At 68.7% G+C, this 25,064-nt stretch carries 24 protein-coding genes and 1 pseudogene; 6 read left to right on the top strand and 19 right to left on the bottom strand.

Translation table 11 applies throughout. The annotated features are described in order from the left end of the window. Nucleotides 1-5: 5 nt before the first annotated feature. The 3 genes from ACFV8T_RS40970 to sbnA form a co-directional block, all read right to left on the bottom strand. Nucleotides 6-713: a DUF4097 family beta strand repeat-containing protein gene (locus tag ACFV8T_RS40970; RefSeq protein ID WP_385337757.1), complete on the bottom strand. Its 708-nt coding sequence runs from the start codon at nucleotides 711-713 to the stop codon at nucleotides 6-8. A 100-nt stretch (nucleotides 714-813) separates the two neighbouring features. Continuing rightward, the gene (gene sbnB / locus ACFV8T_RS40965) at nucleotides 814-1,827 is read right to left on the bottom strand and encodes a 2,3-diaminopropionate biosynthesis protein SbnB (RefSeq protein ID WP_385337755.1); all 1,014 of its coding nucleotides are present in this window, start codon (nucleotides 1,825-1,827) and stop codon (nucleotides 814-816) included. After that, nucleotides 1,821-2,939 carry a 2,3-diaminopropionate biosynthesis protein SbnA gene (gene sbnA, locus ACFV8T_RS40960; protein WP_385337752.1) on the bottom strand — a complete coding sequence of 373 codons (1,119 nt, stop codon included), beginning with the start codon at nucleotides 2,937-2,939 and terminating at the stop codon, nucleotides 1,821-1,823. The genes sbnB and sbnA overlap by 7 nt, the downstream gene beginning before the upstream one ends. A 234-nt stretch (nucleotides 2,940-3,173) precedes the next feature. On the opposite strand from sbnA, the gene ACFV8T_RS40955 reads away from it, so the two are divergent. The 4 genes from ACFV8T_RS40955 to ACFV8T_RS40940 all read left to right on the top strand — a co-directional run bounded on the left by ACFV8T_RS40955 (nucleotide 3,174) and on the right by ACFV8T_RS40940 (nucleotide 7,649). Further along, on the top strand, nucleotides 3,174-4,778 hold the full coding sequence (locus ACFV8T_RS40955) for a tryptophan halogenase family protein (protein WP_385337749.1): 1,605 nt from the start codon (nucleotides 3,174-3,176) through the stop codon (nucleotides 4,776-4,778). 81 nt (nucleotides 4,779-4,859) lie between these two features. Continuing rightward, entirely contained in the window at nucleotides 4,860-5,444 is a 585-nt protein-coding gene (locus ACFV8T_RS40950) for a flavin reductase family protein (protein WP_385337746.1), read from the top strand. Beyond that, on the top strand, nucleotides 5,431-6,732 hold the full coding sequence (locus ACFV8T_RS40945) for a cation:proton antiporter (protein ID WP_385337743.1): 1,302 nt from the start codon (nucleotides 5,431-5,433) through the stop codon (nucleotides 6,730-6,732). Before ACFV8T_RS40950 ends, ACFV8T_RS40945 begins: the two co-directional genes overlap by 14 nt. A 488-nt stretch (nucleotides 6,733-7,220) precedes the next feature. Next, the gene (locus tag ACFV8T_RS40940; RefSeq protein WP_385337740.1) at nucleotides 7,221-7,649 is read left to right on the top strand and encodes a hypothetical protein; all 429 of its coding nucleotides are present in this window, start codon (nucleotides 7,221-7,223) and stop codon (nucleotides 7,647-7,649) included. Between the two features lie 166 nt (nucleotides 7,650-7,815). Here the strand turns inward: ACFV8T_RS40940 and ACFV8T_RS40935 are convergent, their stop codons facing one another. The 6 genes and pseudogenes from ACFV8T_RS40935 to ACFV8T_RS40910 form a co-directional block, all read right to left on the bottom strand. Then, on the bottom strand, nucleotides 7,816-8,133 hold the full coding sequence (locus ACFV8T_RS40935; protein WP_385337790.1) for a hypothetical protein: 318 nt from the start codon (nucleotides 8,131-8,133) through the stop codon (nucleotides 7,816-7,818). Between the two features lie 529 nt (nucleotides 8,134-8,662). Beyond that, a pseudogene (locus tag ACFV8T_RS40930) lies at nucleotides 8,663-9,070 on the bottom strand (FAD-binding protein); the annotation flags it as partial. An 8-nt stretch (nucleotides 9,071-9,078) separates the two neighbouring features. Beyond that, nucleotides 9,079-9,765: an antibiotic biosynthesis monooxygenase family protein gene (locus ACFV8T_RS40925; RefSeq protein ID WP_358942607.1), complete on the bottom strand. Its 687-nt coding sequence runs from the start codon at nucleotides 9,763-9,765 to the stop codon at nucleotides 9,079-9,081. 8 nt (nucleotides 9,766-9,773) lie between these two features. Continuing rightward, complete coding sequence (locus tag ACFV8T_RS40920) at nucleotides 9,774-10,811, bottom strand: methyltransferase (RefSeq protein WP_385337737.1); 1,038 nt, start codon at nucleotides 10,809-10,811, stop codon at nucleotides 9,774-9,776. 295 nt (nucleotides 10,812-11,106) lie between these two features. Beyond that, nucleotides 11,107-11,346 carry a hypothetical protein gene (locus ACFV8T_RS40915; RefSeq protein WP_385337734.1) on the bottom strand — a complete coding sequence of 80 codons (240 nt, stop codon included), beginning with the start codon at nucleotides 11,344-11,346 and terminating at the stop codon, nucleotides 11,107-11,109. 171 nt (nucleotides 11,347-11,517) lie between these two features. Beyond that, complete coding sequence (locus ACFV8T_RS40910; protein ID WP_385337731.1) at nucleotides 11,518-12,768, bottom strand: DHA2 family efflux MFS transporter permease subunit; 1,251 nt, start codon at nucleotides 12,766-12,768, stop codon at nucleotides 11,518-11,520. Between the two features lie 161 nt (nucleotides 12,769-12,929). Here ACFV8T_RS40910 and ACFV8T_RS40905 point away from each other — a divergent pair, with 161 nt between their 5' ends. Then, nucleotides 12,930-13,949 (top strand): helix-turn-helix transcriptional regulator, encoded by a 1,020-nt coding sequence (locus tag ACFV8T_RS40905; protein ID WP_385337729.1) that lies wholly within the window; start codon nucleotides 12,930-12,932, stop codon nucleotides 13,947-13,949. Here ACFV8T_RS40905 and ACFV8T_RS40900 read toward each other — a convergent pair. The 10 genes from ACFV8T_RS40900 to ACFV8T_RS40855 form a co-directional block, all read right to left on the bottom strand. Further along, nucleotides 13,924-14,142: a hypothetical protein gene (locus ACFV8T_RS40900; RefSeq protein WP_385337726.1), complete on the bottom strand. Its 219-nt coding sequence runs from the start codon at nucleotides 14,140-14,142 to the stop codon at nucleotides 13,924-13,926. The genes ACFV8T_RS40905 and ACFV8T_RS40900 overlap by 26 nt on opposite strands. 195 nt (nucleotides 14,143-14,337) lie before the next feature. Then, complete coding sequence (locus tag ACFV8T_RS40895) at nucleotides 14,338-15,138, bottom strand: hypothetical protein (RefSeq protein WP_385337723.1); 801 nt, start codon at nucleotides 15,136-15,138, stop codon at nucleotides 14,338-14,340. A gap of 674 nt (nucleotides 15,139-15,812) precedes the next feature. Further along, a complete protein-coding gene (locus ACFV8T_RS40890; protein ID WP_385337720.1) occupies nucleotides 15,813-16,403 on the bottom strand; it encodes a hypothetical protein in 591 nt (196 codons plus the stop codon). Beyond that, nucleotides 16,357-16,815, bottom strand: coding sequence for a transposase (locus tag ACFV8T_RS40885; protein WP_385337787.1), 459 nt, complete (start codon nucleotides 16,813-16,815; stop codon nucleotides 16,357-16,359). Before ACFV8T_RS40885 ends, ACFV8T_RS40890 begins: the two co-directional genes overlap by 47 nt. Before the next feature lie 147 nt (nucleotides 16,816-16,962). Then, on the bottom strand, nucleotides 16,963-18,039 hold the full coding sequence (locus ACFV8T_RS40880) for an ISL3 family transposase (protein ID WP_385337718.1): 1,077 nt from the start codon (nucleotides 18,037-18,039) through the stop codon (nucleotides 16,963-16,965). An 80-nt stretch (nucleotides 18,040-18,119) separates the two neighbouring features. Then, a complete protein-coding gene (locus ACFV8T_RS40875) occupies nucleotides 18,120-18,341 on the bottom strand; it encodes a hypothetical protein (RefSeq protein WP_385337715.1) in 222 nt (73 codons plus the stop codon). Further along, entirely contained in the window at nucleotides 18,338-18,823 is a 486-nt protein-coding gene (locus tag ACFV8T_RS40870) for a hypothetical protein (RefSeq protein ID WP_385337713.1), read from the bottom strand. Before ACFV8T_RS40870 ends, ACFV8T_RS40875 begins: the two co-directional genes overlap by 4 nt. A gap of 94 nt (nucleotides 18,824-18,917) precedes the next feature. Then, nucleotides 18,918-20,360, bottom strand: a complete 1,443-nt coding sequence (locus tag ACFV8T_RS40865; RefSeq protein WP_385337710.1) for an alpha-galactosidase — start codon at nucleotides 20,358-20,360, stop codon at nucleotides 18,918-18,920. 107 nt (nucleotides 20,361-20,467) lie between these two features. Next, a complete protein-coding gene (locus ACFV8T_RS40860; protein ID WP_385337708.1) occupies nucleotides 20,468-21,328 on the bottom strand; it encodes an alkaline phosphatase family protein in 861 nt (286 codons plus the stop codon). A 44-nt stretch (nucleotides 21,329-21,372) separates the two neighbouring features. Further along, nucleotides 21,373-23,442 carry an alpha-galactosidase gene (locus tag ACFV8T_RS40855; RefSeq protein WP_385337706.1) on the bottom strand — a complete coding sequence of 690 codons (2,070 nt, stop codon included), beginning with the start codon at nucleotides 23,440-23,442 and terminating at the stop codon, nucleotides 21,373-21,375. A 204-nt stretch (nucleotides 23,443-23,646) separates the two neighbouring features. Here ACFV8T_RS40855 and ACFV8T_RS40850 point away from each other — a divergent pair, with 204 nt between their 5' ends. Beyond that, nucleotides 23,647-24,804: an ROK family protein gene (locus ACFV8T_RS40850; RefSeq protein WP_385337703.1), complete on the top strand. Its 1,158-nt coding sequence runs from the start codon at nucleotides 23,647-23,649 to the stop codon at nucleotides 24,802-24,804. The last annotated feature ends 260 nt before the right edge of the window (nucleotides 24,805-25,064 follow it).

Raw genomic sequence — 25,064 nt, 5'->3', positions numbered from 1 at the left:
GGCTGTCAGCCGGCGACGAGTACCTTGACGTCTCCGGCGAAGGTACGCGCCTTGATGCGCCGTTCGCTGCTCGAGTCCTTCTTCACCTCCACCTTTTCCGATCCCAGGGTGGTGGAGGCGGAAACCTGGTAGCCGCTGTCCGGTACGTGGAGGGTGACGTTCCCGCCCTTGGCGTTGACGTCGACGTCGTCGGGGGTCTTGGCCCAGGTGAGGTCGATGGACCCGCCGCCGGACGCCGCCTTCAGCTTCTGGGCCGCCATGTTCTCGGCCTTGACCTCCCCGCCGCCGGCCGAGGCGTCGACGCCGCCGGAGACGCCGTCGAGGTGGATGTCGCCGCCTCCGCTCTTCAGGTCCACGGCCACCCCGCGCGGAACCTCCACCCGGTAGTTCACCGAGCAGTCGGCGGAGCCCAGGCTGCTGCCGCAGTCCGTCGCGACGTCGAGATGGAGTTGCTTGCCCCGGACGAAGTGCTCGGTGCTGGGCTTCTTGTCGCTCTTGTACTTGAGGTTCTCGGTCACATTGACGGCATCGCCGTCGCCGGCGACCACGGTGATGTCACCGCCCCTGGAGTCGATGGTCACGCCGGTCACCCGGTCCTTCACGTCGAAGGACCGGGAATCGGAGTCGTCGTACTGGTCGCACGCGCTCAGTACCGGGGCCGCAGCCAGCACCATGACGCCCGACAGCAGGAACGCACGGAAACGGATCTTCATCGAAGGAGGCTCTCCAGGTGAGGGGGGAAGGGACGGGCGACCGCCGAAAGGCCGGCCCGTCGGGGCCAGGGCCACCGATGGATTAGACCGGGCGGCGGGATCAGAGAGGTGCTCCTGCCACGCTCATTGGCAGAAAGTCGTCTACATGTGTCCCGATTCCGAACTTTCTGGCCTGCTGCGTCACCCACTGGGCGAGCGCCAGGTCCAGGACGCCGAGACCGAACGGCGAGAAGACCGTGACCCGTTGCGGATCACGCCGGAAGGACTCCGGATCGCGCAGCAGGGCGCCGATCTCCGCATCGACGAACTCCCGTCCACCGATTGTCTGTTCGGTCAGGTGCAGTGAGGTCCGCTCGCGGCAGACATGGTCGGTGTCGTCGACGACGTTCTGCGCGCCCAGCACCGCCGGCACCGACAGGTCACGCAGCGACACGTGCAGCACGGTCGTCCCGGGGGTCGCGGCAGTGAGATCCACATGGGGTGTGCCCGCCGTGGTCGCGAAGGAGACCAGGCGGTGGGCAGCGATTGCCTGCTGGCACGTGGCCGCGTACCGCACGGCGAGACCCGGCACGATGCGGCGTGCCTTCGCGGCGAAGGCGTGCGCGCGCTCGCCGTCCAGATCGAACAGCGTGACCTCGATCAGCGACGGCAGCCGCGCCTTGGTGAAACGCAGCACCTCCAGGTTGATGGGCCCGAGCCCGATCAGCGACATGCCCTGCGGCTCCGCCTCGGTGCCGAGCAGCCCGGCTGCCAGGGCCGCGGAGGCCCCGGTGCGCTTGGCGGAGATGAGCGACGCCTCCAGGAACGCCTCGGGCTGACCGTCCCGCATGGAGTTCAGCACGATGCTGGCGCTGGCCCGCTCCTGGCCCCGCTCCACATTGCCCGGGAAGCTGGCGATCCACTTCATGCCGGCGACCGGCTGCTCACCGCCGAGGTGCGCGGGCAGGCCGATGATGCGGTTGCGGTCGTCGCCGGGGAAGCGCAGGAAGACGGAGTGCGGCAGCGCCGAGCGGCCCTCGTCGTGCAGCCGGTAGGCGTCCGCGACGAGTGAGAGGATCTCCGGTTCTTTCCTCTTGAAGATGTCACGCACCTCGCGGTGGCCGATGATCAGCACAGCACGGTCTCCCTCTGCGTCATGTGGTCGGTGGTGCGGGACGGACCGTGCCGGCTCGCACGGTTCTGACCGCCCGGTCCGCGCTCCGGTTCCTTCCACAGATGGAAGACCTCGCCGAACTGCGCACGGACCCAGGCGTCGTCGTAGATGGTGTCGAGGTAGCGGTCGCCCCCGTCCGGCAGGACAAGGACGACGTTCGAGCCCGGCCGTACCGTGGGGGCCAGCCGTTCGAGGGCTGAGACCACGGCTCCCGAGGAGCCTCCGGCGAGGATGGCCTCACGTCGCACCAGGCGGCGGCAGCCCACCACGCACTCCAGATCCGTGACATGGACGACGTCGTCGGCGTCCGACGGATCGAGCAGCTTCGGCACGACCGAGGCGCCGTGCCCCGGGACCAGGCGGGAACAGGACACCGGTGAGCCGAACAGGCGGCTGCCCACGGCGTCCACCGCGTGCACGACGGTGTGCAGTCCGGTGGCGCGGATGTACTCGGCGCAGCCGCTCAGCGTGCCGGAGGTTCCGACCGTGAGTACCAAGTGATCGACGTTGCCGCCCAGCTCCTCGGTGATCTCCCGCATGGTCGCCTGGTGGGCGAGAGGGTTGAGCGGGTTGGAGTACTGGTCGGGGCAGTAGGCGTGCGGGATCCGGTCGAGCAGATCGGCGACCCGGCGCAGGCGCTGGGGCAGCAGTTCCCCCGTCTCGGGATCCGGCTGGGTGACGACCTCCACCTCGGCGCCGTACGCGCGCAGGATCCGGATGTTCTGTTCGGTGGTCCGGGCATCCACGACGCAGATGAGGCGCAGCCCGAAGTACCCGCAGATCTGGGCCAGCCCGATCGCCAGATTGCCCGAACTCGACTCCACCACAGTCGACTTGCCCGGAACCAGCTCGCCCGAGCGGATCCGGCCGAGCACCATGCTGAGTGCTGACCGGTCCTTGATGCTGCCGCCGGGGTTGAACCGTTCGGCCTTCGCGTAGATCCGGGAGGTGAAACCCGGGACCAGCCGCTCCAGTTCGATGAGCGGAGTGCCACCCACCGTCGAGAGGATGCCCTTCGCCCCCGGTGCGGGGGCGAGGCGCTCGACGGTGGCCTTCCCTTCGTCGTACGGCATTGTGTGCAAGCCATCCTCGATTGCGGGTTGCGCCGAGCAGACCTTCTGCCCCCACAGGCTGTCCGGGGTGGCTATATCCGCTCCATACGTTCCGGGCCGGGCGACGAATAGAGGCGGCATAGCTGGGTTGGCGACCGTGTCTGGCATCGGTTGCCCCGCTGGCCTGATCCGGCCTCCGCACCGCTGTGACCGATTCCGTCCGCCATCGCTTCCGTCCGGAGGAGAAAGCCGCTCATGACCGGTGCAGACAGCCGTATCAAGAAAGTCGTCATCCTTGGTGGAGGTACGGCGGGTTGGATGACCGCCGCCTACCTTGGCAAGGCCCTGCAGAACACCGTGGAGATCACGGTTCTCGAGGCCCCCACCATTCCACGCATCGGCGTCGGAGAGGCCACCGTCCCCAACCTGCAGCGCGTGCTCTTCGACTTCCTCGGCATCAACGAGGACGAGTGGATGCGCGAGTGCAACGCCAGTTTCAAGACGGCCGTGCGCTTCGTGAACTGGCGCACCGAGGGCCAGGGCGAGGCCGGGGCGCGGCAGCTGCCGCAGGGAGGCCCGGACCACTTCTACCACCCGTTCGGTCTGCTCCCCGACTACGACCACACGCCTCTGTCGCACTACTGGTACAAGAACAAGCACGAGGGCCTGACCGACGAGCCGTTCGACTACGCCTGCTTCCGAGAGCCCCCGGTGATGGACGCCAAGCTGTCCCCGCGCTGGCTCGACGGTCGTCACGCCACCCGCTATGCATGGCACTTCGACGCTGCCCTCGTCGCGAAGTTCCTGCGCCGGTTCGCCACCGAGAAGCAGGGCGTGCGGCACGCCGAGGACGAGATGACCCGGGTGGAGCAGGACGAGCGGGGCTTCGTAACCGCCCTGCACACCAAGTCGGGCATGGTCCTGGACGCCGATCTGTTCGTCGACTGCTCGGGCTTCCGCGGCCTGCTGATCAACAAGGCCATGGCGGAGCCGTTCATCGACATGAGCGACCACCTGCTGTGCGACTCGGCGGTGGCGACGAACATCCCGCACGACGACGAGGCCAACGGCGTCGAGCCGTACACCTCCGCGATCGCGATGTCGTCCGGCTGGTCCTGGAAGATTCCGATGCTGGGCCGCTTCGGCACCGGCTACGTCTACTCCAGCAAGTTCGCCGACCAGGACGAGGCCACTCGCGAGTTCAGCGAGATGTGGGGCCTGGACCCGGAGAACCAGCCGTTCAACCACATCCGGTTCCGCGTCGGCCGGAATCGCCGTGCCTGGGTCAAGAACGTCGTCAGCATCGGTCTGTCCTCCTGTTTCGTGGAGCCGCTGGAGTCGAGCGGCATCTACTTCATCACCGCGGCGATCTATCAGCTCGCCAAGCACTTCCCCGACCGCAGCTTCAACGAGACGCTCGTCAGCCGTTTCAATCGCGAGATCGAGACGATGTTCGACGACACTCGCGACTTCATCCAGGCGCACTTCTACTACGCGCCGCGCAATGACACGCCGTTCTGGCGTGCCAACAAGGAGCTGGTGCTGCCCGAGAACATCCGGGAGAAGATCGCCGCCTACCGCGCCGGTCTGCCGATCAACTCGCCGGTCACCGACGAGTCCACCTATTACGGCAACTTCGAGGCAGAGTTCCGGAATTTCTGGACCAACGGAAGCTATTACTGCATCTTTGCCGGTCTCGGCCTCGTCCCGGACAGCCCGCTGCCGGCGCTGTCGTACAAGCCGGAGTCCGTCGCCGGGGCGCAGCCGCTGTTCGAGCGGGTCAAGCGCCAGCAGCGGGACCTGCTGGACACGCTGCCCAGCACCTATGACTACCTGCGCCAGCTTCACGGCAAGGCCTGAGCCCCACACCCCACCTGCGGCCCGTTCGCCTCGCCGGCGGCGGGCCGCGTTTCTTTCCGGAGTCATTCCAAGGGAGCGACCATGCAGAATCCGCTGTCCGCCCCGGCATGTACCGCCGCAGACGAACCTGACATACGCCCACTGATGGCGTCCTTCCCGAGCGGGGTCAGTGTCATCGCGGCCCTGGACGCGGAGGGCCACCCGCACGGCATGACCTGCTCCTCGTTGGCGAGCGTCGCACTGTCCCCGCCGACCATCGTGGCCTGTCTGCGCACCGCGAGCCGCACGTGCCAGGCCGTCCGGGAGACCGGCCGGTTCGCGCTGAACCTGCTGCACGAACGAGGCCGGGGCACCTCCGATCTGTTCTCCTCCGGCGCCCCCGACCGGTTCGAGCGCGCAGAGTGGCGGCTGCCGCTGGGCGCCTCGGGGCCCCATCTGGTGGACGCCGCCCACACCGTCGCGGACTGCCGGGTCAGCCGCACCATCGAGGTCGGTGACCACACCGCGGTCCTGGGCGAGGTGATCCGCGTCATCGCGATCGACCCGACCCCCGAACCGCTGCTGTACGGGCTGCGCCGGTACGCGGCCTGGTCGGCGGTGGCGTCGACGGTGCCCGGAAGCGCAGCCGCGGCCGAGAGAGAAGGCGGCGCTCGTGGCGGCCACTGACCCGTTGCCCATGGTGCTGATCGCCGTGCCGGCGGTGATCCTCGCCTGCCGTGCGGGCGGTGCGCTGATGAGGCGGCTCGGCCAGCCGCCCGTGGTGGGCGAGATGTGTGTGGGCATCATGCTCGGCCCCACTCTCCTCGGCCGGCTCTGGCCCGCTGCGGAGCACTGGCTGCTGCCCCCGTCGGTCCTGCCGTTCACCGACGTGCTCGGCCAGATCGGGCTGCTCGTGTTCATGTTCCTCATCGGCCTGGAGCTCGACCTCGGCCTGCTGCGCGGTCACCGGGGGACAGCCCTGGCCATCGGCCAGGCGTCCATCGCCCTGCCGCTGCTCCTCGGCGCCGGTCTGGGCCTCGCGATGTACGGTTCCCAGGCTCCGGACGGTGTCGGCCGACTCCCGTTCGTTCTGTTCATCGCCGTGTCCATGAGCATCACGGCCTTTCCCGTGCTGGCCAGGATCCTCGCCGAGCGAGGGCTGTTCGGCACCCGGGTGGGGGCACTGGCCATGTCCTGCGCCGCCATCTGCGATGTGATGGCCTGGTGCCTGCTGGCCCTCGTGGTCACGCTGGCCGCCGGTACCTCCTCGATGGACGCCGTGAACACAGCGGCGCTCACCGCCGGTTTCGCGGCCGCCCTCGTGTTCGGGGTACGGCCGCTGCTTCTCCGCTGGGCCCGCCACGAGCGGTGGGGTACCGGGACCACCCGGCACGAGACCGCCGTGGTCGCTGCGCTGTTCAGCGCGGTGTGCCTGGCCGGCCTGGCCACCCAGCGGATCGGGGTGCACACCGTCTTCGGGGCGTTCTTGCTGGGCAGCGTGATGCCACGTGGCACGCCTGCCATCGAGCGCGCGGCCGGCCAGCTTCGCGCGGTGGCGGTTCCGCTGCTCCTTCCGCTGTTCTTCGTACAGACGGGGCTGCGCACCGACCTGGGCGGGTTGCACGACGCGTCCGAGTGGCTGTGGGCTGCCGCCATCCTGCTGATCGCCGTCGCGGGGAAGTGGGGCGGCGCCGCCCTCGCGGCCCGTGCGGTGGGCGAGGACACCCGGTCGGCCGCCGTCATCGGTGTTCTGATGAACTGCCGCGGGCTCACCGAGCTGATCGTCCTGAACATCGGCTACGACATGCATGTCATCGGGGCCGAGGTGTTCACCATGCTGGTGATGATGGCCCTGGTCACTACCGCACTGACCGGTCCGGCCCTGAATTGGCTGCAGCCCGCCACCGTCCCCACCGAGCCTCCGGACGGCGAGGACAGCATCCTGAAGGCCAGGGACAGCACCGGGGCGAGCTGACGGACGCGGACCCCCGGCCCGCAGTCTGCCGGCGTCCGGCACGGCAGGCTGCGGGTGGTGACGCGCTGACCCGGTGTTGTGGCCGCTCGGCCATCCGCTGAAGGCCGCCCCGCGGCGGTGCCGGCCTCCGCTTCATGCGTCGTCCTTTCGACGACCTCGGACAGCAGTGGACATCTTGTGCAGGGCGTCCGCGTGGCCCACGAGCCGGCCGCCGTACGGACCTACGAGGCCGAGCGCGCCGCGGAGCTGACGGGGCTGCCGGAGTTCAGCCCCGCCCATGTCACCCAGGACGCGGCGAACCGTCGTGCCATGTACCAGGCCGGCTTCCGGCGCCAACGAGCCGAGCAGGAACACGTCGGCTCCAGCGAGGAGTTCCTCAGGTCCCTGGACCTGCGACTGGTCATCGCGCACGCGGGTGACGAGTACCAGGCCCGGGTCGAGGAACTGACGCTGCGCACGACAAGGTCGTCAACGCCTACCGCAGAGCCGTGTACAACGAGACGGTCCCCGACCGCGTACGGCTCTACTCCGCCCCGCTGTGCGAGGCCATCGACCCCGGGCACCCCGCACATCCCCACTTCGCGCACCGCTACGCCCGCGTCCTCGACGTGCTCACCGATGAACTCCACTCACTGCAGACCCAGGGACTGGTCCGACCCGACCTGAATCCCCGGGCCGAAGCCGCCCGGTTCATCGCCCCGTGGGACGGACCGCAGCTCCACGCCCCGTACGAAGGCGAACTCCACATCCCCGAGCGGCTCTTGCACGCGCTCGACGAGCTCTTCGCCGACAGCGTCTCCCGCGAACGCCGCGCACAGCTGCTGACCTCCGCCGCCCGAGCAAGGTCCAGGAGGGAATCGGAGCGACAGCCACCGCACCACCCGGCTCGACCGGTCCGATCCTGGTTCACGTCGTGATCACCACAGCGTGAGCCATGGAGCTCTTTCTGCCGCGTGCCATAGGGGCGTCGAGTCGGCCCAGGCGTCATCCGCCAGGGAGCACAGGGCCAATCGAGTGCCTGGGCTCCGCGGCTCAGCCGGGCGGATAGCCTGGGAAAATGCTCACCGAAGTCACAGCGACCCGCTACGTCACGCCCCTGCGGGAGGGCGGATCGCTGCCCGGGATCGTCGAGGCCGACGATCTCGGCACCTCTGTCATGGAGTCCCGCTGAGCGGCGACCGTGTCGGACGGGTCCCGCCGGTTGATCTCTCCCCCGTAGCTGTTGAGCATGACGTACGAGGCCTGGCCGGGGTGGTCGGAGTTCAGGTGCCGGTGGAGCACGGCGAACTGGTCGTCGGTGGGCGTCGTGCGGTGGTACGCGGACTTGGAGGCCGACCGGGCCCCCATGACGTCGCCGCAGTCGGCCTGGCTCATGTAACGGGTGCCGGTCAGCCAGCTCATGACGCCCCCTCGGGGGGATGCCCACCGCGCCCGTCCCCTCGGTCAACGACGCGACGAACTCCCGCAGAATCCTGCCCTCGGGGTCCACGTCGGCGTCCTGCTGGACCATCAGCTGCAGGAACCCCGAGCTGCGGTGCTGGACGAAGAGGGTGGCGAACAGCGACGAATCGGGCGTTCCCGGCGCGCTGTGGCGCTCGTGCCACTCGAAGAAGCGCCGCAGCAGGGTGATGAACGCCTGCTCATCCAGGGCCGCCCAGGGGTACATGATCTTCTGGACGTGCAGCCGGCCGGAGGCGCGGGGCAGGCCGACCGGCCCGTCGGCCAGGTGCTCCGGGCTGTGGAACTCGTAGGCGGTGACGATGCCGAAGTTGCCGCCGCCACCGCCGGTGTGGGCCCAGAAGAGCTCGCCGAGGTCGCCGGTGTCGTCGGCGCGCGCCGTCACCAGACGCACCTGCCGGGATTCGTCCACGACGGCGACCTCCACGGCGCGCAGATGGTCCACCACCAGCCCCAGCCGCCGCGACAGCGGACCGTAGCCGCCGCCCGCGACCAGCCCTCCCATGCCCACCGCGGAGCAGGCCCCCAGGGGCAGGACCGTGTTCCACCGGCGGTACAGGGCCTTCTGGGCCTGGTCGACCGTCGCACCCGCACCGATCCGCACCCCGAGTCCGTCCTCGGACAGGCCGACCCCGTTGAGGTTGTGGAGGTCCAGGACGAGGTCACGGCGCGGCGTACCCACGAAGTCCTGGCCGCAGTGGCCACCGGACCGGCAGGCGACGCCACGCCCGTCCGAGACAGCCCCGCGCAGAGCGGCGACGGTCTCGTCCGGCGTGACGGGAAGCACGAACTGTGCGGGTTCGACGGTGAACCGGTGGTTGTCCGAGTGCGAGAGCTCGATGTACCGGGGATCCTCGGGGCCCACCGTGAGCGGAGTCATCGGCGCCGTCACGACGCGTCGCCCTGGCGGGACTGGGAGAAGACGGCCTCGTAGGTATTGGACTCCCGCGAGGTCAGCAGGGACTTGCCGCGTGCGCGCATCTGCCGGTCGTGCGTGGGACGCTGCTCCTCCGGCATGGTGTGGAACGCCTCGTAGGAGGCGGCGTCGTCCCATTGCGCGTAGTTGACGACCATGTCGCCGTCGAGCGCCCGGAGAATACTGTGCGAGCGGTAACCCGGCACCTGCCGCATCCAGGAGTCCGGCTTCTCGAACATGGACACGAGCTCGCTCTGGTGCTTGGGATCGCATCCCATCAGGACGATGACGGTGAAGTCGTCGCGGTCCGGGCCGATTTCCGTCAGGGAGCCGCCGTCCTTCGTCTGGACGGACACCACTTCGGTCTTCAGCAGGTGCACCGACGTGGTGAGATCGGTGAAGTAGGGAACCGTGTTGTGCTTGAAGTTCTCGCCGTCGTACCGCTCCTTGAGATCGTCGATCGACCGCCACTGGATGTAGTTGGCCGCGCAGGGACGCGCCACTCCGGCGTGCAGGGTGGACGACCGCCAGCCCGGGTAGTTCGCGTTGGCGATGATGCCCCGCATGGCGTCCAGGAGAGTCTTCTGCTTCTCCGAGTCCGTGGTGTTGAACAGGTTGAACACGGTCAGGGAGCCGTTCTCCGGCTCGATGATCGGCATGCGTCCTCCTATGAGATTTTCTTTCCTTCGATGACGGACTGCAGGCCGGCCCGGGCGACTCCGACCAGCTCGATACCGACCTCGGACATCAGGGACCGGAACTCCTGCACGGTGCGCTGCTTGCCCTCGCAGAGGACGAGCATGTCCATGTCCATGAGCGAGATCGCCCGGTCCGCCGTGTCGTCCAGACCAGCCACGGCCTCGACGACGGCGAGATGCGCCCCTTCGCGCATGGCCGACGCGATGTTCTTGAGAATGTGGCGGGACCGAGCGTCGTCCCAGTCGTGGAACACGTTGGAGACCACGTACAGGTCGCTCCCGGGCGGCACGCTGTCGAAGAAGGAGCCGGCCTTCACCGTCACGCGGTCCGAGACCCCCGCGTCCGACAGCTCGGGCCACGCCCGCGAGACCACGTCCGGCTGGTCGAAGAGGACGCCGGAGATACCGGAGTGCTTCTGCAGCACGGCGGACAGAAGCGCCCCTCGCCCGCCACCGACATCGGTGACGCTCCCGAACCGGGAGAAGTCGAACGCCTCGACCACGGGACGGATGACCCTCTTGGAGAGCTCGGTCATCGCGGAGTTGAAGATGGCCGCGGTGTCGGGATTGGACTCCATGAACTCCCAGACGCCCGAACCGTGCATCGCGGCGAAGGGCGAGCGCCCCGTGCGCACCGCGGTGGGCAGGTGTGCCCAGGTCGCCCGTTCGGCGGTGGAGCCCGCCCACCGTGCGAAATTGCGCATGGAGTCGGCGTCGTCGGTGGTCAGGGCGCGGCCCAGAGCGGTCAGCTGCAGTGTGTCCTGGCCGGTCCGGCGCAGCAGGCCGACTGCTGCGGCGGCGCGGAAGAACCGGTCCGCGGTGTCGCGCTCGAGCCCGAGCCGAACCGCCAGCTGGGAAGATCCCAGAGCCCCGGGCGTCAGGGCGTCGGCCACCCCGAGTTCCGCGAAGGTGCTGACGACACCGGCACGCCAACTCCCCATGAGGAGGTCGAGAAGCTGCAGGCTGACAGGTGCCGGCGACGGGGGCAGCGATTGTGTATTTGCCATGGTCATGATGTCCCTTCGGCTGTTGGCCATGTGAGAGGTGGGGCACCGCTGCAGGGGGAGTCCGTGCTCGTCACACTCTGTTGCCGATGCAGAGGCGGCGCTAGGTATCCCCATGGGATGGTCCTGGGAAGCGGTGCCCGAACGACGCAGAGTGCTGTGAGACAGGGCATGGGCACCCGTCCTGCAGCACTCTGCGGGGGTGTAGCCAGACGGACGGTGCGGCGTGGGCCGAGTACCGCCGTCATTCGGTTGACTGCCTCCGGGCCGTGTCCGGCGGATCAGGGTCGGACAGGCCCTAGGAGGCTTGGGTCCGACCGGTGTTGATCCCGGTGTCCGGTGCCGCTTCGGCGGCGTTGCCCTCTCCCCACTGCTGGGCGCCCTGCTTGGGCCGGGGGATGAGGAAGGTCGCCAGCATGCCGAGGGCGAGCAGCGCGGCACAGGTGTAGCCGTTGATCTGGATCGCGTGGGACATGGCGTCGCGGGCGGCGTCGGCGGCGGACGCCGTCTGCGGGTTGTCGCCCAGCCCGGAGATCATTGCGCCGGCGCTGTCGGAGACCGCTGAGGACAGCTGGTCGGCGTCGGCCTCGGGCGTTCCCTGCTTGACGAGCCGGTCCGACAGGTCGGATGCCAGTGCCGTGAAGAACGTCGAGGTCAGGACCGCGATACCGAGTGCGGAGCCGAGCTGGCGCGCGGCGCTCTGGATTCCCTAGCCCTGGCCGGCCTGCCGCGGCGGCACGTCCGCCAGGACCACGTTGGTGACCTGGGCGGTGGCGAAGCCGACCCCCATGCCGTACAGGAACAGGGCGATGGCGATGACCCACCACCGGGAGTCGCTGTCGGCCAGCAGGCCGAACATCAGCAGGCCGGCGGCCTCCAGGACCAGACCGATCCGGACCAGGCCGACCGGCCCGGTCTTCTCGGCCATGCCGAAGCTCGCACCGCTCGCGAAGAAGCTGCCGACCGCGACGACGAAGACCAGCAGCCCGGTCTGGACCGGGGAGTAGTCCAGGGCGTACTGGAGCCACAGTGGCAGCACGGCGAGCATGCCGAACTCGGCCAGGGCGATGATGAGTGTCGCGATGTTGCCCGTGCTGAAGGACTTGATGCCGAACAGTGAGGTGTCCATCAGCGGCGCCGTGCCGCTGCCCCGGGTGAGCCGCACCTGGAGGAACAGGAAGAGGGCGAGACACGCCACCGCGACGACCAGGGCGACCGGGATGACCGACAGGCCCGTGCCGTCCCCGAAGGGACCGAAGTCCTTGCGCGGCTCCCACCACCCGTAGTTGCGTCCCTCGATCAGCGCGAACGCGAGAAGTCCGAGGCCCAGCACCGACAGCACCGCGCCGACGGCGTCGATCCGTCCCGGCTGGCGGGGGGAGGGCTGGAGGAACTTCATGACGCCGACGAGGATCAGCGCGACGACCGCGATGTTGATGCCGAAGGCCCACCGCCAGGAGTAGTCGGCGAGCCAGCCGCCCAGCAGCGGTCCGACCGCGGCGGCCGCCCCGATCGTCGAGCCCCAGATGGCGAACGCCTTGCCGCGGTCCGGACCCCGGAAGGTCAGATTGAGCAGCGCCAGTGACGTCGGCATGATGATCGCGCCACCGACACCCTGCGCGAACCGGCTGGCGATCAGTAGCTCCCCGGTGGGCGACACCGCCGCGGCGATGCTGGCCAGCCCGAAGATCACGGTCCCGATCATGAACAGCCTGCGCGCTCCCAGGATGTCCGAGAAGCGGCCCATCACCAGCAGCAGGGCGGCGAGGATGATCGCGTAGGACTCCTGGATCCACTGGGCACCGAAGGCCGAGATCTCCAAGTCGTCGATGATCGGCGGCATCACCACATTGACGATGGTGAAGTCCACGACCACCAGCGAGACACCGAGGGAAATGGCGACCAGGCCCAACCAGGCGTCCCGGTTGGTGGGTGAGGGCCGAGCCGGATTCTCGGACACAGCGTTCCTCCGTTCTGTTCGATGGGGGTGCACCCGGTTCGGTCGCCGAGGGCGAGGTACTGAGGGTGTCGGGGAGGCGTCCCGCCTCCGAGCCAGTGGCACCCTGCCAGAAGAAGAGGACGTATTTTGACCTCTACTGACATCAATCTGGAGGGCAATCCGTGATCGCCAACCGAACGCTGGAACTGCTCAGCCTGCTTCAGGCCCAGAAGGAGTGGACCGGCGACGGTCTGGCCGAGCGGCTGGGGGTGTCCCCGCGGACGGTCCGGCGCGATATCAACCGACTGCGCGAACTGGGCTATCCCGTGACGGCGCGCAAGGGCCCCTCCGGTTTCTACCGCTTGTCCCGCGGAGCGCGGCTGCCCCCGCTGATAGTCGACGACGAGCAGGCCATCGCCATCGCGCTGGCCCTGCAGACGGCTCCGGCCTCGGTGACCGGCATGGGGGACGCCACGAAGCGGGCGCTGAACTCCATCAAGGAGCTCCTGCCTCCGCACCTGGCCCGCAGGCTGGCGACCTTCTCGATCGAGCAGATAGAGAACGCCTGGGAGCTGGCCCCGCCGCAGGTCGATCCGGCGCTGCTGGCGCAGCTGAGCGCTGCCGCGCAGCAGCGTGAGCTGGTGCGGTTCGCCTACCGGTCCATCGACCGCGACCCGGAGGAGGATGACGAGGTCCTGGCCGAACCCCATCGGCTCGTCGTCTGGTCCGGGCGCTGGTATCTGGTGGCCTACGACCAACGCAGGAATTCCTGGCGCACCTACCGGCTTGACCGCATCGGGCAACTGACCTCCACCGCTTGGCGGTTCGGCCGGCGGGAAGTGCCGGAGGCGGACATCACCCGCTTCGTTCAGAGCCAGCCCGACCGGGGGGACACCGCGGACACCTGGCCGTGCTGGGGCACCGTCCTGATGGAGTGCCCCGCGACGCTGGTGGCGAAGTGGGCTCCGGGTGCGGCGAGCTTCGAAGCGATCGACGAGCGGATCACCCGGATTCGGATGGGGGCGTGGTCCTGGTCGGCGCTCATCGGCTTCCTCGTCACCTTCAACTGCCGCTTCACCGTCGAAGGCCCGTCCGAACTCGCCGAAGCGGCCCGCCAGGTGGTCGGCCGTCTCGACGCCGGGGTGCCCCTGTCCGGCGAGCGGGCGCCGGAGCCGGTCAGTTCAGACCGAGCCGGTACCTGAGATCGGAACGGACGGCCCGCATTCCTTCCTCGATGTTCAGGAACGGGGAAGACGCCAGGTCCGTCCACACCTGCGAGGTGACCGAGAGATCGGCGTTCGGACCCGCCGCCACGGGCTCGTGCGCGACGGGCACCGGCCGGCTGCCCTGCCAGGTCCCTTCCGAGCGCGTAGAGCAGTCGGCACGCCTGGGCATGGTCGCCCCACTGTACGGACACCCGTCGGACCCGACGCCGGCCGAGCACGCCGAGGATGTGCCTCCCCAGCAGTCCACCGCCGCCCACGACGACTTCCGTCGTCCCGGCGGATTCCTCACGCGCGGCGGAGCCGTACGAACCGGGCGACAACAGCGCCTCGTCGGCAGGCGGATACGGAAGAATGCGGTCCATCGTCAGCTCACATCCAGATACGGATACGGCCTGGGACCGGACGGCCTGGCCGGCTCACGGCCTCGGACGACCTTCTTCAGATGCGCTCGTACCGACCCGTTCGGGTGCTGTCGCGAGGCGTCGAGCGCGAGATTCCACACCGCCTCCTGCTGCTGGGTGTCCAGCAGCCGGGAGATCAGCCCCTCCCACGCGACGCACAGATCGACGAAGTCCTCCTGGAGGCCCAGGCGTGCCGCCAGCTCGGCGGACCGGGTGAGGGTCCGCAGCACCACATGGCCGTCGGCGCTAGGCGAGGGACTGATGCGGCTGGCTCCCACCAGCCCGTACGACGCCTTGTAGTGGTGTAACGCGGCGCGGGCGATGCGGCGTTGCTCCTCGTAGGGGATGCTCTTCTGTACTTCCAGATGCGCGGCGTGCAACAGCAGCGGGTGCATCTGGTACGTGCCCGACCGCGTCCGTTGCAGCAGCGCCCGGTCGGCGAAGCGCCGGCACGCGCGCCGGGCCCAGTCGGCCGATGCGCCGAGCGAGGCCGCGACCGAGGTCTCGTCCATCTCGGGGCAGGGCAGGAGCGAGAGCCGCAGATAGCGGTCGTGATCGAACTCCTCCAGGCAGGTGAACGAGGTCATGAGCCGACCGACCAGACTGCGCCCGGGCACTTCCAGTTCGCCGAAGACGGAGGCCGAGGAAGAGAGGCGATTGCTGAGCTCGCGCAGATCCAGGAAGTCGCGTGTCGATATCCGCGCCGCTGCCAGGCGGAGCGCCAGCGGCAGGTTGGCGCACATCTGGATCAGCGCCCAGGGCATCCTGCGTCTGCCTGTCGTCGAAGTGCTGATCGACCATGGAGCTGAGCATCTTCAGACACTCGTTCTCGTCCGGCAGCCCGAGCGAGATGTGATGGGCCCCGTCGATTCCGCTGAGGATGATGCGGGAGGTGATGACGCACGCGCTGTCGTGCGAAGGCGGGATGAGCGGCTCCACTTGCGCGATGCTGCACGCGTCGTCCAGCACGACGAGCAGCTTCTGCCTCGCGGTGAGGGTTCGCCACTGTGCCAGGCGCCCCTCCTCGGAGGACGGGATCTCGTCGTCGGGAACGCCCTTCTGCCTCAGCAGTACCCCGAGCGCGCTGGACACACTGGCCGTGGAGGACGACGCGGATCCGTCCAGCGACACGAAATGCTGCCCATCCGGATAGTGGCGGGCCAGTTTGTGTGCCAGCCGGACGGCGATGGTCAAGTCTCTCCGGTGTCCAAAATCCGGGGTCAACGCCCTTCCGTGATGCCGCACCGCCTGTACTCGTGCTCGCGCCGGGTCAACCTGCTGACCTGCTGTTTCCGCTCACTTACCGAGCCGATGCAGCGATCGGCCGGCCGTCATCACAGAAGTTGTGCCAGAACCTTCTCAGGTTCTGGCTCGCTTTCCGTGACGCGTGCACGGTGAGTGATATCCGCTGGGAGACCAGCGGGACCGAAGATGGGTCTCAGGTGCAGACGATGGGGCAGCCACGCCGGATCGAGTGCTGGGCAGCGCGCAGGAACAGTGAGACGTAGAAGGCTGCGTCCAGGTCCGTCACCCACAGTCCTGTTCGAGTAGTGGCCAGTTCCTTTGCTTGCTCCCTGAACCACATGCTCACGTCGAGGTTGTCGCATGTCGCCGGGGTTTCGGGCGGCAATTCGATGGCTGCCGCCAGCTTCTCCGCGAGCGGTAGCACCTGGGGAGCACCGACAACCATGGTCGACTCGGACTCGTGGTAGCCGGAGTCGATGGGCAACCAGATCTCCTCATCGAGCGAGAAGGGTACGAGTACGGTCCAGCCGCAAAGGACCTCTGACTCCTCTTGCGACAGGTGCGTCTCGCACAAGGCGAGGAACCCGGTCATGGAAGGGGTCAGCTTCTCCTCGAAGGCTTGCCCTGAGCCAGCGGCGAAGTCCGTCTCCGGGGGTACGTCCTCGTAGGGCGGCAGGCCCCGCCGCCTGAGTTCAGCGTTGAGCGCTGAAGCAACTTCGCCCCATCCATCTTCCTCCTCACCGAACCATTCCTCCGCGCCGACGCTCACCAGGTACACACCCATGTGAGGAAGTTACAGCGCGCATCTGACATCGATCAGTGCGCCAACAGGACTCGCTTGCGTAAGAGAGCGAAGCCGGCATGTCCGAACATCTGGCGCGCTTGAGCATCTTGATCCTGTTGACATGTCCTTCGACGACGCCGGAGCTCCAGGGCAGGGTGAGTCCGGCGATGACCGCGTCGCGGTCTCGGTCGGTGCCTGCGGCGAGAGTGTGGAGGCTGGGCAGGTCGTCCTGGCGGACGGCGTCGAGCCATTGTGGGAGCCGTTCGCCTTGGCGCTCGGTGAGCATCTGGGCGAAGGACCGGACGTGGCCGGTCAGGGCGTCGAGTTCAGGGCAGTTGGCCAGGACGGCCTTGAGCCGGAGCTGTTCGCTCTCGGTCAGCGTCTCGGGTCGGCTGAGAATCCACCTCGTCACCACGCGGGGTGCCGGCGGCTGTGCGGTGACCGGCCGCGGTGAGGTGCGCTTCTCCCGCAGGTAGGCGCTGACCCGGCCGTAGCTGCCTCGGTAACCCAAGGGAACGATCTCCTCCCGGAGCTGCCAGGCGTTGGTGCAGCCCTCGTCCTAACGCTTGTCCAGGTAGGGCTTGTACTCGTCGAGGACGGAGGTCCTGTTGTGCTGCCACTGACCGTGAAAGAGGTCCTCCGGCTTGGCAGCGTCGGCGACGCTCTTGACGGTGCGGTGGGTCATGTGGAGCTGACGCCCGATGGAGCGGCGGCTGTGGCCAGCTTCCAGCAGCGCATGGACGGTGGCATGCCTGGCGCGGATGCGGTTGGCGAACCGGTCGCTCCGCCATGGAAAGTTCGCATTCTCTTCGGGCGGCATCGGTTCCTCAGCCTTCTCCTCCCGATCTGGGACCAGGACGCGCAGGCACTGGCGGTGGTGGGCGACAGCCCGGTCAGCGGCCTCGCCAAGGTTGTTCCACAAATGCCACCTGTCTGCGACCTGGACAGCCTGGGGTGCCCCGGCCGAGGCGCCCTCCGCGAAGAACAGCGCGCGGTCACGGCAGACGACCTCGATCCCAGGTCGCTTCGCCAACCATGCAGCCAGGCTGGACGCCTGCCGGTCAGGCAACAAATCCACCGGGCGACGGGTCTCCACATCGACCAGCACCGTGCCGTAGACCCGTCCTGTGCGTGTCGCGTACTCATCGACACCGACCACCCTTGGGGCCGGGACTTCCGGTTCGGGCAAGGCGTCGAGCAGCCGCAACACCGCGCTGCGACTGATGGACACCCCGAAGGCCTCTGCCATCCGGGCACCGGCCCGGCCGACGAGGGCGAGACCGACTGCGGCGAGAGTCGAACGCAACCGCTCGGTCCACCTGCTGTGCCTCCTGGTCAGTCCGGACATCTGCTCGGCAAACGTCAGCCGTTCGCACGAAGGCTGCGGACAGAAGAACCTTCGGACGCGTAGATGGAGAAGTACCTGACGTCCCCCACTCGGCACGTCTGCAGGAAACCGCAGGTAAGAGCTATGTACTCGGCTGGACTCGCTTCCACAGTCCGGGCACGCCGCCCCGGCCGCCGTACTGCAGGCCTCAATACGTATCGCCTCATGGCTCACGTCCAGCGACAGCACTGACACGTCCGTGATGGACGGCAACAACAGCCCCTCCAGACGGGGCAACGTCTCTTCCATGACGCCGCACTGTCAACCACGCCAAGATTGGCCCTGGTCCTTTTCAGGCAACTTCCGGCGCCCAATCTGAGCGTCAGATGTTACGCAGCGCGCGCATCACGGAAAGCGAGCCAGAACCCGTTCTCATGGACAAAGCCACACAGGGATGGAACTGCGCCCTGTGCGGAGCACAGCTCCTCATGCGTCAACGCGGCGGCGTCCGGCGACGTCAGATCCGTGGCGACCTGCTCGAACAGGCCGCGGGAGGCGGCGAACGCGGTCTCGGCCACCGCTAGACCGCCGGTCTCCAGGGCGGCGCTCACCAGCCCAACTCCCGTCCGTCCACCCTGAACAGCCCCGGCGCGGTCTCGGCCAGGATCCCCCGCTCCACCAGGCGCTTCAGCTTCGAGCGCATGCCCTCCACGTGACGGGCCTCGGTCTGAAGCCCCAGCTCCACGCACACGTCCTTGCACCGCCACGCCGACCCCGACATCGCGAACAGCGCGGTGATCCGCTGGTAGTCCGGCGACATCACCGTCACATCGCCTGCGGCCTCGGCGGCCAGCAGCGCCGCGGCAACATCGACCGGCCCGGACGCCGCCGGCACGGAGACATCACGTGTGGCCACCGGACCATCGGCCAGCACCTGCTTCACCGTCTCCCGCCTGATCTGCAACCGGGACAGTTCGGCTTCCGCCTGGGACACCGCTTCGGAAAGCTCTGCGATCTGCTTGCGCAACTCCGCGACCCTGGCCCGGCATTCACTCTCTCTGGCATCCAACGCGGCCATCAACGACGGCACCACACCACCCTGCCTACTCGGTGCCCGCACCCACGGCCGACTCACCTCGCCGACGGTAGAGACCGCCCCACACCGGCACATCCCGAACCCCTGCGAATCACCCCAACGAAGCACCCTCACAAGATCTGCACCCAACGGAGATCTGCGGCACGGAGTGCAGGGCCCCGTGGAAGTGGCGGGCCAGGTTTTCCGGTGATGCCTGCGGATCCCACATCAACATGTCGGAGTGGACTGCTCGCCGGGTGCGAGCAGCGCGATGTCCAGCGTCCGGATGCGGTTGGCGACGGGATCGGCCGGGCAGTCGGTGGCGCGCAGTGCGTTGCAAGAGTGCGGTCATGGCCGGCCCGGTGTAGGGCTGGCGCAGCTCGATGACGAACTGGTCACCGCGCAGGGCCCGCAGGGCGTCGCGGATATCGGCGAGCAGCGCGGCCATCGCCTCTCCGATGTCCGGAATGTAACCGGGGGCAGGCTGGTCGGGTGCGGGGACTGCGGCGTAGGCCATGGCCTCGTCGAGGAAGTCGATCTTCAGGCCGTCGAGTCGGTACGTGTCGACCAGGGTGCGGCAGGTGTCTGCGATGTGTGCGCGCACTTCGGTGTGGCGGGGGTCGAGGATGTGGCAGTCGAGGTGCGGGACGTGGTGTGGCGCGTACGCTGCCCAGGCTGGGTAGGCGGAGGAGTGTTCTCCCAGGAGGAGCGGGGCGATCCAGGCGGTGTAGTGCAGTCCGGTACGGCGAACGGTACTGATGTGGGCGCGGAAGTCGGGGAACTTGACGGGGTCCGGCTGCCAGTCGCCGCAGCCCGCGTAGCCGCGGCCGTTGCCGTGCAGTTGCCACCCGTCGTCCAGGAACAGCTGGCCGCAGCCGAGGGCGGCGGCGAGGGCGGCCTCCTCCTCGACCTCGGCCGCGGTCACGTCCTGGGTGAAGGTGTACCAGGTCGAGTAGACGGGCGTCCGGGCGAAGTCTGGAACGGGCAGCGGCTCTCCGCCGGGCAGGCCGGCGAGCCACTGGCGGAGCCGACGGAGGGCGGCAGCCATGGCGGTGCCCGGCGCGGAGATGCGGACTCGGCAGGTCTGCCCGGCGGCGAGGGAGAGGCGCAGCCACACGCCGAAGCGCTTGCGCTCCTCGGAAACACCGAAGCGGATCCAGGTCTCCTGGACGGTGCGGTTGGTGGCGAGAGCGAGCAGACTGCGACCGGCGGTGTCATGGAGGCAGCCGACGGGTGCGGATCGTACGAGTGACAGGCCGCGCCATGCCGACCAGTCGGCGGGCAGGGTGCGCTCCCAGCCGGCGTCGGGGTGCCAGAAGCCCACGGCGTCGCCCAGTGGGCCGTCCAGGCGCAGAGTCACGGTGCCGTCCGCCGTTGCCGTGACAAGAGCCTCGGTTCCGGCAGCGTCGTCGTGCGACAGGGTCAGGGTGGCGCTGTCGGCGAGGGTACGCAGGCTGATTCGTGTGTTGCCCACATCGAGGGTGTTCGCGCCGTCTTCCCACTGGCCGGGGTCGAAGGCGGCCAAGTCGATGGAATCGAGGGACGTGGTATCCACGGAGGGGGTCTCTCTGTGGGACGCGAGTGGGGCGTCCTTGTGGTTGGCTGCCGCGCCTTGGGGGCGCCGGCCGGCGGTTTCCGCCGGCCAGCGGTTTCCTGCCGGCGTCAGGCGGTCTGCGGCGTGAGGGAGTGGAAGGGCCGTCCGTCGAGCGTCCAGTGCAGGTCGGGCGTGATACCCAGGGCGGCGTAGACGTGGGCGGCGACATCGGCGTGGCGGAGGCTGTCCGGTGGGGTGGCGGAGGCGATGCAGGGGCCGTTCGCAGCGATCCAGGCGGTGCGCTCCAAAGTGCTGCGACCGCCGTGGCCGCCTTCGTCGCGGTGGCCGTGGTCGGTCACCACGATGATGGTCCACTCCTCGGACCGGGCGTCGGGACGTTTACGTACGGCGGTGAGAAGCTGTCCGAGTTGCCGGTCGGCGGTCTCGATCGCGCTTCGGTACTCGGCTCCGCAGGCGAGGAAGTGGGCGGTCTCGTCGACAGCGCCGAGGTAGACGAAGGAGGCGTCGAGGTCTTCGCCGGAGCTGAGAACTCTTGCGGCTTCGTCGGTCACGCTCTGGTCGCATTCCTCCCAGCCCTGCGGGGTGTCCTCGCGCGGGGCGATGTAGGCGAGCCTGCTCGGGGCCGCGAAGACGGGGCCGCCCTGCCGGGCCAGGAACAGGGGTTCCCAACCGCCGGCCGCGAAGGTCCGAAGTCCCTGCTCGGCGGCCAGCCGCGTGGTGAAGTCGGGGAACACCCCAAGCCGGTTCCCGGTGAAGTTGTTGCCCCAGACTCCGTGCTTGGCCACGCCGACACCGGTGACGATCGTGGTCCAGCAGGGGCCCGACATGGTCGGTGTGTCGTCATCGATGTGGACGGGCGCGAGGAAGCCGGCGTTCGCGAGTTCGTCGAGGTTGGGCGTTTCCAGCATCGGCAGCAGATCGAGGCGGACGCCGTCGATTCCGACGACCAGGACGCGGGGTGTGGGCATGTTCTCGGTTCCTTCGTGGGTCGGGCAGAGAAGGGGGGCGGGGGTCAGACGGTGCGGCGCAGCCGGATCAGGCGGCTGGCGTAGTCGCCGGCGGGTAGCCGCAGGTCGATGCCCCGGCGGGTCAGGACGGCGCCGCTGTGGGTGATGCCCTCGTCGATGTCGAGGTAGTGGGCCGTGGCGTCCAGGGCCGGCAGGGCGAGCCCAGGGGCCTGGTGGCCGAAGCGGGTTGCGGGGCGCCAGGCGAGGACGGCGTGTTCGGTGTCGTCCTGGGCCGCATAATGCACGGCTGTCACTCCGTCGGGGCCGTGGAGGCGGTACTGGCGGCCGTGCTGGACCAGGGGGCGGATCTGCTTGTAGCGGCTGACGAGCGCGGTGGCCTCGTCGAGCTCCTCCTCGGACCAGGCGGTGAGATCCCCGCCGAGGCCGAGCGCTCCGGCCATGGCGACATGGAAACGGAACCGGAGAGGGGTGGTGCGGCCGGTGGTGACGTTGGGGTTGTCGGTCACCCAGGCCGCCATGGCCTGAGCGGGGAAGAGCTGGCTGAAGCCGTGCTGGATGCTGATCCGGTCGACGGGATCGGTGTTGTCGGAAGTCCAGGCCTGGTCGGTGCGGGCGAGGACGCCGAGGTCGGCCCGTCCGCCGCCGCCCGCGCAGGCCTCGATGCGAAGGCCGGGGTGGTCGGCACGGAGGCGGTCCATGATCCGGTATACGGCGCGGGTGTGGTCGATCCACAGCCGGTCGGGGTCCGGATGGCCGGCCCATCCGGCTTCGGTGACGACCCGGTTGGCATCCCACTTGAACCAGTCGACGTCGTGGTCGCGCACCAGCTGGTCCAGGGTCCGATGGGCCCAGGCCTCGACGTCAGGGCGGGCGAAGTTCAGCATGAGCTGGTTGCGCAGTTCGGTCGCGTCTCGAGTCGCCGCGTGGATGACCCAGTCGGGATGGGCACGGTAGAGGTCGCTGTCGCGGTTGACCATTTCCGGCTCCACCCACAGCCCGAACGCCATGCCCAGGCGGTGCACTTCGTCGGCCAGTGGGCGCAGCCCGTCGGGGAATGCCTCGGGCCGGGGTGTCCAGTCGCCGAGGCCCGCCCGGTCGCTGGTACGGCCGCCGAACCATCCGTCGTCGAGGACGAAGAGTTCGGCGCCCAGACGTGCGGCCAGCCGGGCCAGGTGCAGCTGGCCGGGCTGGCCGACGTCGAAGCCGGTGGCTTCCCACGAGTTGTAGACGACGGGCCGGTCCTGGTCGGGGGCGGGCAGGACGCTTGTGCGGATGTGGGTGTGCCAGGCGCGGCTGGCGGCGCCGAAACCGTCGGGGGTGTAGAGGCCGGCGAAGACGGGTGTGTGCAGGCTCTGGCCGGGCCGGATCGTCCAGCTGAGTCCTTCGTGGCCGAAGCCGCCGGTCCAGGCGGTCCGGCCGACCGGGTCGCGGTGCACGGTGATGCGCCAGCTTCCGCTCCAGGCCAGGGCGGTGCTCCAGACCTCGCCGTTTTCCTCGTCGGCGGTGCCGTCGTCGAGGGCGAGCCAGGGGTTGGCGTGGTGGCTGGTGACGCCGCGGCGGCTGGTGAGCACGGTCTCGGCGACCGGGAGCCGGTCGCGCTGTAGCTGGAACTCGCTGTTCCAGCCGCCCACGAGGTGGCTGAGCCGGTAGTCGGGCAGTGCCGGTAGCGTCCAGGAGGCCGAGTCCAGCCGGTCGACGGTGATGGGACCCGAGTCGTCGGCTCCGGTGTGGGTGAGTTCCACCCAGCGCTCGATGACGTCACTGCCGGGGCGGACGCGGTAGCCCAGTTCGGCGGCCAACGGGTAGCGGCGGTCGGTCAGTTGCAGACGGAGTTCTCCGTACCGGACCGTGTGGCCGGTGAAGGACCACTGGGCACCCCGGGTGCCGTCGGCGAACCGCACCTGGAGGCCGGCCGGCCCGAACCGAGCACCGGTCTGCGGGGCCAATTCGTCCGGGGTGGGGTCTGTCTCGAAGCTGCTCGCGGCAGGTGAGGCGGCTGCGGGCAGTCCACAGAGGGCGTCGGTGTCGAGCGTTTCCCCCCAGTGCAGATGCCGGGGGCTGCCGTCCGCGCCGATGCGCACGGCGTAGACGCTGTTCGGGGTCCGCAGGACCACCAGCCCGCGTGTGGGGTCGAAGGAAACGGATGAGGGAGTGGGAGGCACAGGAGGTCCCGAGGGGTGTCGAGCGTCGGTGAGGACCCGGGCAAACGGAAACGCCGAATGACGTTTGAAGTGGCCGGAGTTGGGCCAGAGCGTAGGGCTGCTCGAACGAGAAAATCAATACTGGACGAAGTTATTTATTTATCGTAGGTTGCCGCCGTGTTTCCAAACCACTCGCGACCACTGGTGACGGCACCGGCCGAAACCGCCATCCTCGCCCTGCTGTTGGCCGAAAGCCCGCTCAGTCGGGTGGAGCTGGCCCGCCGGACAGGTCTGTCCTCGACCGCTGTGACCAAGGCCGCGCGACCACTCATCGAGGACGGCTACCTGCACGAACTTCCCCCGGAGCGCACCGCTCCAGGGGCCGGACGCCCCGTGAACCCGCTGGCCGTCACTCCCGACCGGGAGTTCGTCGTCGGTGTGAAGATCAGTGCCGACACCCTCTACGGCGCGGTCTGCGACCTGCGGGCCCGGATGCGCACCACCGCCAGCCGGCCACTGGGCGACCGCGACCCGGCCGCCGTGTGTGCGCTCCTGGCCGACCTCGTCTCCGAACTTCTTGACGTGAAACCCGAGTACCGGGCCCGCACCCGGCACCTGGGCATCGCGGTCTCCGGCGACGTGGACCGTCCCTGCGGACGTGTCCGCTACTCTGTGCTTCCCAGTTGGCGCGACGTGCCGCTGGCCGAGACCGTTGCCGCGGCGACCGGCCTGACCGTCACCGTGGAGAACGACGTCAAGGCCATCACCGCCGCCGAGCACTGGTTCGGCGAGGGCATCGGTACCGAGTACTTCGCGCTGGTCACCATCGGAGCGGGGATCGGTTCCGGGATCGTCATCAACGGTGAGCTGGTCGCCGGCGCGTACGGCGTCGCCGGAGAGATGGGGCACATCAGCATCGACCCGGCCGGGCCACGGTGCCACTGCGGCCAGGTCGGCTGCGTCGAGGCCATCGCCTCCAGCGACGCCGTCCTCGCCGCCATCCGCTGCGCCACCGACGACCCGGACCTGGACTTCGACGGCGCCGTTCAGCTCGCCCGTGGTGGAGACTCCGCCGCACAGGGCGTCTTCGCGAGGGCGGGCCACGCCATCGGCGTCGGCATCGCCACCCTTGTGAACCTCGTAGGTCCCGAGCGTGTCGTCGTCACAGGCGAGGGGCTCGACACCTACGACCTTTTCGGAATGCACATCAGGGACGCCTACGAAGCGCACTGTTTCAAAGCAGCGGCGAAATGCCCGCTGACCCTGCGTCCGCTCCCCTGGGAGGAGTGGGCCCGCGGCGCCGCCGTCGTCGGCATCCAGGCCCTCTTCCCCTGAACGAGCGTCACCATCCTGTTCGCCGGTCCAAGCTTCCGGCGCAACCGATGTCCATCACCGTCTGCCAACTGTGAATGCCGGACACCGGCTGCGCCGGACAACAACACGTACACCCAACCCTCTCAACCTGAAGGACGCGAAGTGAGCGCACGGAGCTCCAAGCTTAGTGGTCGAGTTCGTAAGTCCTTCGGGGGTTGATCATGCTGCCAGCGCGACGGAGGATTCTTCTGGGTGATCGGCGGTGTGCCGGTCGAGCCTGG

It is taken from the genome of Streptomyces sp. NPDC059832, from assembly GCF_042731715.1.
Lineage (GTDB): Bacteria > Actinomycetota > Actinomycetes > Streptomycetales > Streptomycetaceae > Streptomyces.
The sequence above is the reverse complement of the archived record's forward strand: the minus strand, read 5'-3'. Positions and strand labels throughout refer to the sequence as shown.